This is a genomic window from Streptomyces avidinii, from assembly GCF_014650695.1.
Lineage (GTDB): Bacteria > Actinomycetota > Actinomycetes > Streptomycetales > Streptomycetaceae > Streptomyces > Streptomyces avidinii.
In genome coordinates this window covers 126,917-137,467 of the sequence record NZ_BMVL01000016.1, presented here as the reverse complement: position 1 = coordinate 137,467, position 10,551 = coordinate 126,917, and the positions used below count along the sequence as shown (strand labels likewise).

The following is a 10,551-nucleotide window of genomic DNA, read 5'->3' as shown; positions in this document are numbered from 1 at the left end:
GGGCGATCCGGCACCTGCGCGATGCGGACGCGGGCCGCGCGACTCTGCTGATCGCCCCGGCGACCCCCGCGCTCCCGGGCCAGGGCCCGGGAGGCGCTGACCGGGCGGGGGGGCCCGCCGCGACCGAGGATGCGGCCGGGGAGCCGGCCGGGGAGCCGACCGGGAGTGCCGTCCCCCGTCCGGCCCCGTCCCGGGACGGGGATCCGGCCGTGCCCGCACCGCACCTGCCGGTGGGCGTCGGTACGCCCGCCTCGGCGGCGTCAGTGGCCCCGGCCTGCTCCCCGGCCCCGGCCCCGGTACCCGGGAGCGGACCCGCGGGCCCGCCCGTACCCGCCGCCGAGCTGGTCGGCGGGGACGCCGAGGTGCGGCGGGCCGTCGGATGGGTGCTGCGCGATCACCTGGTGGTCGCGACCCTGGACGAGGCCGAGGCGCTCGTCGCACGGCGGCCCGACGCGGTGGCCGTGACCCTCGACGGTGACGTGCTCGGCGCACACCTCGCGCACGGCGGCTCCGCCGGGGCGCCCAGCCTGATCGAGGTACAGGCCGCCGTCGACGAGGCCACGGCCGAGCTGGACCGGCTGGGCGTGCGGTGCGAGGAACTCGCCGCCGCTCAGGCCGCCGCCCAGACCCACCGCCGGGAAGCGGCCGCCCAGGTCGATGAGCTGGCCGAGCGGCGGCGCGCCGCGGAACAGGCCCGGGCCGGGGTCGCCCAGCAGCTCGGGCGGCTCGCGGGGCAGGCGAAGGGCGCCGCGGGTGAGGCCGAGCGCAGCGCTGCCGCCGCGGCCAGGGCCCAGGACGCGCTGGAGCAGGCCCTGGCCGAGGTGGAGGAGTGCGCGGAGCGGCTCGCGACCGCCGAGGAGATGCCCGTGGACGAGGAGCCGGACAGCTCCCGGCGGGATCGGCTCGCGGCCGACGGGGCCAATGCCCGGCAGACCGAGATGGAGGCCCGGCTTCAGCTGAGGACCCACGAGGAGCGGGTCAAGGGGCTGGCCGGGCGGGCGGATTCACTCGACCGCGCGGCCCGGGCCGAACGCGAGGCCCGGTCCCGGGCCGAACGGCGCCGGGCGCGTCTGCGCCACGAGGCGGAGGTGGCCCGGGCGGTGGCCGACGGCTCCCGCCAGCTCCTCGCGCACGTGGAGGTCTCGCTCCGCCGGGCCGACGAGGAGCGCGCGGCGGCCGAACGGGCGAAGGGCGTCGCCGAGCGGGAGCTCGGCGAGGCGCGCAACCGCGGACGGGAACTGAAGGGGGAGCTGGACAAGCTCACCGACTCCGTCCACCGCGGCGAGGTGCTCGGCGCCGAGCAGCGGCTGCGCATCGAGGCGCTGGAGGCCAGGGCGCTGGAGGAGTTCGGCATGGCGGCTGCCGGTCTGATCGCCGAATACGGCCCTGACCAGCCGGTTCCCCCGTCCCCGGCCGCCGAGGGGGAGGAGCTGCCCGAGGACCCGCAGCATCCGCGCAACCGGCCCGGCCCCTTCGTCCGGGCCCAGCAGGAGAAGCGGCTCAAGGCGGCCGAGCGCGCCTACCAGCAGCTCGGCAAGGTCAATCCGCTCGCCCTGGAGGAGTTCGCGGCGCTGGAGGAGCGCCACCAGTTCCTCAGTGAACAGCTGGAGGACCTCCGTAAGACGAGGGCCGACCTGCTTCAAGTGGTGAAAGAGGTCGACCAGCGGGTCGAGCAGGTGTTCACCGAGGCTTACCGGGACACGGCCCGGGAGTTCGAGGGGGTGTTCTCGCGCCTGTTCCCCGGGGGCGAGGGCCGGCTGGTCCTGACCGATCCCGACAACATGCTGGCCACCGGCGTCGACGTGGAGGCCCGTCCGCCGGGCAAGAAGGTCAAGCGACTGTCGCTGCTCTCCGGCGGCGAACGTTCGCTGACCGCCGTGGCGCTGCTGGTGTCCATCTTCAAGGCGCGCCCCAGCCCGTTCTACGTGATGGACGAGGTCGAGGCCGCGCTGGACGACACCAATCTGCAGCGGCTGATCCGGATCATGGAGGAGCTCCAGGAGAGCTCGCAGCTCATCGTGATCACGCATCAGAAGCGGACGATGGAGGTCGCGGACGCCCTCTACGGCGTTTCGATGCAGGGCGACGGTGTCTCCAAAGTGATCAGCCAGCGCCTTCGCTAGCTCGCCCATTCATATATTGAAGGCAAACAGTGCTGGCCTGTGCGGCGATTGCATCCATGTCCGGTCTTGACTTCATAAAGTGAAGCCATAGGCTCTGCTGTGGCGTGTTGACGTTCAGGTGGTGGTGCGCAGTTTGCTGTGCGCCACTAGAGGAACACGCGCAACGACGAATCCCCCACACAGCCCGCCGTCGCCGCCGGGCCCAGGAGCGCACCTTGACCAGCACAGCGAACGCACCCGCGTCGGGCGGTGGAAACCAGGCCCACCCCGACCACCTCGGCCACGTCATCTTCATCACCGCGGCCGCTGCCATGGGCGGTTTCCTCTTCGGCTACGACAGCTCCGTCATCAACGGCGCGGTGGAAGCCATCCGTGACCGCTTCGACGTCGGCTCGGCAGTGCTCGCTCAGGTGATCGCCGCGGCGCTGATCGGCTGCGCCATCGGTGCCGCCACCGCGGGCCGTCTCGCCGACCGGATCGGCCGAATCCGCTGCATGCAGATCGCCGCCATCCTGTTCACCGCGAGCGCCATCGGTTCGGCCCTCCCGTTCGCCCTCTGGGACCTCGCCATGTGGCGCGTGATCGGCGGCTTCGGCATCGGCATGGCCTCCGTCATCGGCCCCGCCTACATCGCCGAGGTCTCCCCGGCCGCCTACCGCGGCCGGCTCGCCTCCTTCCAGCAGGCGGCCATCGTCATCGGCATCGCCGTCTCGCAGTTGGTCAACTGGGGCATCCTCAACCTCGCCGACGGCGACCAGCGCGGTGAGATCGGCGGACTGGAAGCCTGGCAGTGGATGCTCGGCGTGATGGTCGTCCCGGCCGTGCTCTACGGCCTGCTGTCCTTCGCCATCCCGGAGTCCCCGCGCTTCCTCGTCTCGGTCGGGCGCACGGAGAAGGCCAAGGAGGTCCTGCGCGAGGTCGAGGGCTCGGGCATCGACGCCGACGCCCGCATCCGCGAGATCGACCACTCCATGCGCTCCGAGGTGAAGTCCACCTTCAAGGACCTGCTCGGCGGCCGCTTCGGCTTCCTGCCCATCGTCTGGGTCGGCATCGGCCTCTCGGTCTTCCAGCAGCTGGTGGGCATCAACGTGATCTTCTACTACAGCTCCTCGCTGTGGCAGTCGGTCGGCATCGACGCGAGCTCGTCGTTCCTGTACTCCTTCGAGACCTCGGTCGTGAACATCATCGGCACGGTGATCGCGATGATCTTCGTGGACCGGCTCGGCCGCAAGCCCCTCGCCCTCATCGGCTCCGTGGGCATGGCGCTGTCGCTGGGCACGGCGGCCTGGGCGTTCTCGTTCAAGACCGGAACCGGTGACGACATCTCCCTGCCGCACGCGCAGGGCATCACCGCCCTGGTCGCGGCCAACCTCTTCGTCCTCTTCTTCGCCCTCTCCTGGGGCGTGGTGGTCTGGGTGCTGCTGGGCGAGATGTTCCCCGGCCGCATCCGCGCCGCCGCCCTGGGTGTGGCCGCCGCGGCCCAGTGGATCGCCAACTGGGTCATCACCGTCACGTTCCCGTCGCTGTCCGACTGGAACCTCTCGGGTGCCTACATGATCTACACGTTCTTCGCCCTGCTCTCGATCCCCTTCATCCTCAAATGGGTGCCGGAGACCAAGGGCAAGGCGCTGGAGGAGATGGGGTAACCACCCCCGCCAATACCCCTTCTCCTCGATACTGCCCCGGCTCAGTCCTTGAGCCGGGGCAGTACCTGTTCGCAGAGCAGGTGCAGGCTGCGCCAGCCCTCGTCCAGCGGCATCCCGCCGCACAGCGGGTGCAGGACCAGGTTCCCCGCCTCGCCCGCCGCCCGGCCGTACGCGACGGCCTCGTCCGGGGTGAGGATCCGGTACACGCCCTCCGCCCGCAGCTCCGAGACCGAGCGCGCGGCCGACCGTACGGCGCTGCGGATGTCCTTGGACTGCCAGGACGCGTACATGCCCGCCTCGTGCAGGAAGCGCTCGCCGTGCTCGGCCCAGACCCGGTCCGGGTCCTCCGCGATGTGCAGCAGCGGGGTCTCGGCCGCGGGCATCATGCAGAAGCCCTCCGTGCCGTATTCCGCCAGCCGCGCGGTGTAGTACGCCTCCAGCTCCGGCAGGTGCGCGCTGGGGAAGAAGGGCAGCCCCAGCCGGGCCGCGCGGCGTGCCGCCGCCTGCGAGCTGCCGCCGACCAGGAGCAGCGGGTGCGGCCGGGTGAACGGCGCCGGGGTGACCCGCACCGTGCGGCCGCGGTACTCGAAGGGTTCGCCGGTCCACGCCTTCAGCAGGGTCTCCAGCAGCTCGTCCTGGAGCCGCCCGCGCCGGCCCCACTCCACTCCGTGCTGCTCGTACTCCTCGGGCCGGTAGCCGATGCCCGCGACCGTCACCAGGCGGCCGCCGCTCAGCAGGTCGAGGACGGCGATGTCCTCGGCGACCTTCAGCGGGTCGTACAGCGGGCCGATGATCGCCGAGACGGTGACGGCGATGCGGCGGGTGGCGCCGAAGACCGCGCCCGCGAAGGCGAAGGGGGAGGGCAGCCAGTTGTTGTCGGTGCCGTGGTGCTCTTCGGTCTGGATGGTGTCGATCCCGCGGTCGTCCGCGTACCGGGCCATCTCCAGGGCCGCCCGGTAGCGGGCGGACAGGGACTCGGGGGTGCCGTTCGGGTCGACGAGATTGAACCGGGCCACGGTGATGGGCATGGAGAAGTCCCCCTTCGCCGGATGTGGGTGGCGGGCGAAGGGGGACGTTAGCTGACGTGGCGTCAGTTGGACAGGGATCCGGCGAGCTCGGGCTCCCCGGTCGCGACCGTCTCCACCGGCGCCGTGCGCGGCAGTACGGCGTACAGCGCGGCCGAGGTGAGGATGCCCGCCGCCCAACCCAGGCCGTTCTCCCCGATCCAGGTGGAGGCGAGCGGTCCGCCGAACCAGTCCACCTTGGTGAACAGCAGGCCCACCACCAGGGCGAGGCCCCACGCGGTCATCGCCTGCCAGGCGAAGCCGCCCTTGTACCAGTAGGCGCTGGTCCGCGTGGTGTCGAGCAGCGCCGGGCCGTCGTAGGCGGTGCGGCGCAGCATGTCCACGCCGAAGACGCCGATCCAGGCGGAGAAGGCCACGGCGAGCAGGGTCAGGAAGGAGATGAACGAGCCGAAGAAGCTGGTCGCGACCACCATCAGCAGGAAGCCGAAGATCAGGCTGATGATCGCGTTGACGCTGACCGCCCAGGCGCGCGGAACCTTGATCCCCAGGGTCTGCGCGGTGAAACCGGCCGAGTACATGGACATCGAATTGATCAGCAGCATGCCGACGAGCGCGATCAGCAGGTACGGAACCGCGATCCAGGTCGGCAGCAGCTCGCCGATGAAGGAGACCGGGTCCTGGGCGGTGGCCAGGTCCGGAGTGCCGACGGCCATGACCGCCCCCATCAGCACCATCGGGAGCACGACCACGCCGGCACCGCCGATCGTCGCGCTGACCATGCCCCTGGAGGAGGCGGTGCGCGGCAGGTACCGGGTGAAGTCGGGGCCCGAGGGCACCCAGCTGATTCCGCCGGCCGCGATCGTGCCGATGCCCGCGATCATCATCGCGCTGGACCCGGCCGGCTTGCCGAAGACGGCGGACCAGTCGGTGGTGAAGAGCAGGTACCCGAGGACGAGCACGCTGAAGGCGCCGAAGAGGTACGTCGACCAGGTGGAGCAGACGCGCAGCGCGTTGATGCCGAGGCCGGAGACCACGAAGGTGCAGCCCACGAAGAACAGCAGGGTGACGACGATGAGCGGGGTGCTGCTGCGCACCCCGAACAGCAGGTCCAGCACGGTCAGCACGGCGTAGGCGCCGCTGACCGCGTTGATGGTCTCCCAGCCCCACCGGGCCACCCAGATCAGGGCCCCCGGGAAGAGGTTGCCCCGCTGCCCGAACACCGCCCGCGAGAGCGCCATGCCCGGAGCGCCGCCGCGCTTGCCCGCGATCGATATGAGACCGACGAGCCCGTACGAGACGACGGGCGCGGCGACCGCGACGACCAGCACCTGCCAGATGTTGAGCTTGTTGAAGATCACCAGCCCCGCACCCATGGTCAGCAGCAGCACGCTGATGTTGGCGGCGACCCAGGTGGGGACGAGCTCGCGGACCCGGCCGGAGCGCTCGCTGTCCGGGACGGGCTCCAGGCCGCGGGTCTCGATGGCGGTTTCGGCTGCGCCGTCGGCAGGCTCGGCAGGCATGCGGTTGCTCCGTGGGGGAGGTTATGAGGGGAAGTTGCTCATCATCATGGATTTGCCGCTAAAACCACAAACAGAGGCTTACGTCCGCTCCGCAGGTCCAGGTTCCCGGCTCCGGGGCGGCCGTGGCCGATACTGGGGGGGTTATGGACATCCTCATCCTTGCTGTAGTCATCGCCCTGGTCGCGGTCGGCGCGATCAGCGGGCTCGTGGTCAGCAGCCGCAAGAAGAAGCAGCTGCCGCCCCCGGCACCGCCGAGCACGCCGACCATCACTGCCCCGCCTGCCGAGCCGCAGATGGGGGAGGACGCCGTAGAGACGGCGGAAGAGCCGCGCCGCACGATCGAGGAGGTCGGGCTCCCGGAGGCCGCGGCCCCCGCCCCGGCGCCGGTGGCCGAGCCGGAGGCCCCGGCCGCGCCCGAGATCGAGGTGCCCGAGCCCACCGCCGGCCGGCTGGTCCGGCTGCGTGCCCGTCTCGCCCGGTCGCAGAACTCCCTCGGCAAGGGGCTGCTCACGCTGCTCTCCCGGGAGCACCTCGACGAGGACACCTGGGAGGAGATCGAGGAGACCCTCCTCGTTGCCGACGTCGGTGTCGTGCCGACGCAGGAGCTCGTGGACCGGCTCCGCGAGCGGGTCAAGGTGCTCGGCACCCGCACCCCGGCGGATCTGCGCGCCCTGCTCAAGGAGGAGCTGCTGACCCTGGTCGGCACCGACTTCGACCGTGTCGTGAAGACGGAGAGCGGCGAGGACACCCCCGGCGTGATCATGGTCGTCGGTGTCAACGGCACCGGCAAGACCACCACCACCGGCAAGCTGGCCCGGGTGCTCGTCGCCGACGGCCGCAGCGTGGTGCTCGGCGCCGCCGACACCTTCCGCGCCGCCGCCGCCGACCAGCTCCAGACCTGGGGCGAGCGGGTCGGGGCGCGCACCGTGCGGGGCCCCGAGGGCGGCGACCCGGCCTCGATCGCCTACGACGCGGTCAAGGAGGGCATCGCCGAGGGCGCCGACGTGGTGCTCATCGACACCGCCGGCCGCCTCCACACCAAGACCGGCCTGATGGACGAGCTCGGCAAGGTCAAGCGCGTCGTGGAGAAGCACGGCCCGCTGGACGAGATCCTGCTGGTCCTGGACGCCACCACCGGGCAGAACGGCCTGACCCAGGCCCGCGTCTTCGCCGAGGTCGTGGACATCACCGGCATCGTGCTGACCAAGCTCGACGGCACGGCCAAGGGCGGCATCGTCGTCGCCGTCCAGCGCGAGCTGGGCGTGCCGGTCAAGCTCATCGGCCTCGGTGAGGGCCCGGACGACCTGGCGCCCTTCGAGCCGGAGGCGTTCGTGGACGCCCTGATCGGCGACTGAGCGCAGTCCCCACGGACACCAGCGCCCCCGCGTTCCGCCGGAACGCGGGGGCGCCGTCATTGCCGGGGCTCCGGGGCCGCAGCTCCCGGACGCGGGCTCCCGGGCAGGGGCATTCCTAGCGACGGAACCGATGGCAGATGTACGCGAGGGTGCCCAGCAGCAGCCGGGCCTGCGGCGGGCCCCCGGCGGAGTCGAGCGCGGGCGGCCGCAGCCAGCCGACCTGGCCGAGCCCGGCCCGGCCGGAGGGCGGGGCGGTCACGAAGGCGCCCCGGCCCAGGGCCCGCAGGTCGAGGTCCGCGTCGTCCCAGCCCATCCGGTACAGCAGCTGCGGAAGCTCGGCCGCCGCCCCGGGGGCCACGAAGAACTGGGCCCGGCCGTCGGCGGTGACCACGACCGGGCCGAGCGGCAGGCCCATCCGCTCCAGCCGTACCAGCGCGCGCCGCCCGGCCTCCTCGGAGACCTCGATGACGTCGAAGACGCGGCCCACGGGGAGCAGCACGGCCGCTCCGGGGTACTCGCTCCAGGCCTCGGTGACCTCGTCCAGGGTGGCCCCGGCCGGGACGGTGGGGGCGAAAGGCAGGGGGTGCGCCCCGGGCGCGGGGCACTTCGGATCCCCGCAGGAGCAGTCGCGGGCGGGCGCCGCGGCGCGGGCGCCCGGAACCACGTCCCAGCCCCACAGCCCGGTGTACTCCGCCACCGTCGTGCACTCCGAGGTCCGGCCGCCGCGGCGCCGGGTGCCGGAGCGGAACTCCTTGGTACTGCGGCTGCCGCCGATCGTGAAGCCCATGCCCATGCCCCCTCCAACGGGTCGGACGTGCCGGTGGTTACGAAGCCGGTGGTGACGACCTCGGCGGGACCCCTGCAGGCGGGCCCGCCGCGGGGTGTCCTGCGAAGCCGCCCGGCGCACTCCTCGCCGCGCGCGCCCCGAGCGCACCCCAGTCCACCCGATCCGCTTTCACCTCGGTGTCAAGTGAATCGCGCCTGGCCGGTGGCGAGTTCATTCGAAGGGGTGGCGAATGGTGGCGTTTCTGGAATCGACCTCGCCGCAGGGGTGATCGTAGGATTACTTTCGGTACACGAAACCGAAGGCAACCCATCCGTGGGTATGCCGGAGGCAATACGTGAAGGACCTGTGAAGGTCCGTGGTGGCGCGCTGCGTCCCGGCCAGGGTTTCGTGTGGAAGATGCTGAGCGGATGGGGGCGTTCCAGTGAGCGGCAACGGCGCAAGCGGAACGATCGAGGATGCTGCTGCGCGCAATGACCAGCTGACCTCGTGGTTCGTCCGCAGCGGTTGGTCCAAGGGTGAGCTCGCCCGGCAGGTCAACCGCCGGGCCCGCCAGATGGGCGCCCACCACATCAGCACGGACACCTCCCGGGTGCGCCGCTGGCTCGACGGTGAACAGCCCCGCGAGCCCGTCCCCCGCATCCTGTCCGAGCTGTTCTCCGAGCGCTTCGGCTCCGTCGTCGCCATCGAGCAGCTCGGACTGCGCACTGCCCACCAGACCCCGTCCGTCTCCGGGGTCGACCTGCCCTGGGCCGGCCCGCAGACCGTCGAACTGCTCGGCGAGTTCTCCCGCAGCGACCTGATGCTGGCGCGCCGCGGCTTCCTCGGGACCTCGCTCGCGCTCTCCGCCGGCCCCGCCCTCATCGAGCCCATGCAGCGCTGGCTCGTCCCGGTACCGGCCGCCGACCCGGGACCGCGCGGGGCGGGGCCGACGGGGGCCCTCGGCGGTCACCGCCCGCCCCGGCTCTCCGAACCGGAACTCGACCTCCTCGACGCCACCACCGTCATGTTCCGCCAGTGGGACGCCCAGTGCGGCGGCGGCCTGCGCCGCAAGGCCGTCGTGGGCCAGCTCCACGAGGTCACCGACCTGCTCCAGGAGAACCACCCGGCTCCGGTCATGAAGCGGCTCTTCAAGGTCGCCGCCGAACTGGCCGAACTGGCCGGCTGGATGAGCTACGACATCGGCCTCCACCCCACCGCGCAGAAGTACTTCGTGCTCGCGCTGCACGCCGCCAAGGAGGGCGGGGACAAGCCCCTCGGCTCGTACATCCTCTCCAACATGAGCCGCCAGATGATCCACCTGGGACGTCCCGAGGACGCGCTCGAACTCGTCCACCTGGCCCAGTACGGCAGCCGCGACTGCGCCGGCCCGCGCACCCAGGCCATGCTGTATGCGATGGAGGCCCGCGCGTACGCCAACATGGGCCAGCCCAGCCGCTGCAAGCGGGCCGTGCGGATGGCCGAGGACACCTTCTCCGACGTCGGCTTCGCGGACGAGCCCGAGCCCGACTGGATCCGCTTCTTCTCCGAGGCCGAACTGAACGGCGAGAACTCCCACTCGTACCGGGACCTGGCCTACGTGGCCGGGCGCAGCCCCATGTACGCCTCCCTCGCCGAGCCCGTCATGGAACGCGCCGTCGAGCTCTTCGAGAAGGACGAGGAGCACCAGCGCTCCTACGCCCTCAACCTCATCGGCATGGCCACCGTGCACCTGCTCCAGCGCGAGCCCGAGCAGGCCGCCGTCCTTGTCGGCCGGGCCCTCGACGTGGCGGGAAAGGTACGGTCCGAACGGGTGAACACCCGGCTGCGCAAGACCGTCGACACCGCCGCCCGTGAGTACGGCGACGTCGCCGAGGTGGTCCGGCTCACCGACCACCTCGCCTCCCGGCTCCCCGAAGCCGCGGAGGCTGTCTGACGGCCCTCGCGGCCGCCCCCAAGGCCCCGGCCGCGGCAGTCACCCCGTGAAGCCCGATCAGGCTCCCCCAGCCAGGACATCCGGGTACTGCCGCGGCCGGCTCATGCCTCCCTGCGCCCGAGCCGGCGCCGCTCGCGCGGACGTGCTTGCGCGCGTCGTGGTTGATCAATTGCTGGTTCCTGC

General features: G+C 71.9%; 7 protein-coding genes. 4 read left to right on the top strand and 3 right to left on the bottom strand.

Annotation, left to right across the window (positions count from 1 at the left end; all coding sequences use genetic code 11):
• The coding region (locus IE257_RS38670) for an AAA family ATPase (protein ID WP_229920771.1) at window positions 1–2,123 on the top strand (2,123 nt) is incomplete at its 5' end.
• Window positions 2,124–2,338: 215 nt separating this feature from the next.
• Window positions 2,339–3,769, top strand: a complete 1,431-nt coding sequence (locus IE257_RS31750; RefSeq protein WP_189973306.1) for a sugar porter family MFS transporter — start codon at window positions 2,339–2,341, stop codon at window positions 3,767–3,769.
• 41 nt (window positions 3,770–3,810) lie between these two features.
• Here the strand turns inward: IE257_RS31750 and IE257_RS31745 are convergent, their stop codons facing one another.
• Both IE257_RS31745 and IE257_RS31740 read right to left on the bottom strand, forming a co-directional pair.
• The gene (locus tag IE257_RS31745; protein WP_189973305.1) at window positions 3,811–4,797 is read right to left on the bottom strand and encodes an LLM class flavin-dependent oxidoreductase; all 987 of its coding nucleotides are present in this window, start codon (window positions 4,795–4,797) and stop codon (window positions 3,811–3,813) included.
• A 62-nt stretch (window positions 4,798–4,859) separates the two neighbouring features.
• Complete coding sequence (locus IE257_RS31740; RefSeq protein WP_189973304.1) at window positions 4,860–6,314, bottom strand: purine-cytosine permease family protein; 1,455 nt, start codon at window positions 6,312–6,314, stop codon at window positions 4,860–4,862.
• A 143-nt stretch (window positions 6,315–6,457) separates the two neighbouring features.
• Between IE257_RS31740 and ftsY the strand changes: the two genes are divergently transcribed.
• Window positions 6,458–7,669, top strand: coding sequence for a signal recognition particle-docking protein FtsY (ftsY, locus tag IE257_RS31735; protein ID WP_189973303.1), 1,212 nt, complete (start codon window positions 6,458–6,460; stop codon window positions 7,667–7,669).
• Window positions 7,670–7,784: 115 nt separating this feature from the next.
• Here ftsY and IE257_RS31730 read toward each other — a convergent pair whose 3' ends face one another.
• Window positions 7,785–8,456 (bottom strand): bifunctional DNA primase/polymerase, encoded by a 672-nt coding sequence (locus tag IE257_RS31730; RefSeq protein WP_189973302.1) that lies wholly within the window; start codon window positions 8,454–8,456, stop codon window positions 7,785–7,787.
• A gap of 421 nt (window positions 8,457–8,877) precedes the next feature.
• Here IE257_RS31730 and nsdA point away from each other — a divergent pair, with 421 nt between their 5' ends.
• A complete protein-coding gene (nsdA, locus tag IE257_RS31725; protein WP_189973301.1) occupies window positions 8,878–10,368 on the top strand; it encodes a transcriptional repressor NsdA in 1,491 nt (496 codons plus the stop codon).
• Window positions 10,369–10,551: the final 183 nt, after the last annotated feature.

Excerpts from the sequence above, each read along its gene's own strand:
- IE257_RS31730 (WP_189973302.1), bottom strand. The coding sequence starts at position 8,456 with ATGGGCTTCACGATCGGCGGCAGCCGCAGTACCAAGGAGTTCCGCTCC.
- IE257_RS31740 (WP_189973304.1), bottom strand. The coding sequence starts at position 6,314 with ATGCCTGCCGAGCCTGCCGACGGCGCAGCCGAAACCGCCATCGAGACC.
- ftsY (WP_189973303.1), top strand. The coding sequence starts at position 6,458 with ATGGACATCCTCATCCTTGCTGTAGTCATCGCCCTGGTCGCGGTCGGC.
- IE257_RS31745 (WP_189973305.1), bottom strand. The coding sequence starts at position 4,797 with ATGCCCATCACCGTGGCCCGGTTCAATCTCGTCGACCCGAACGGCACC.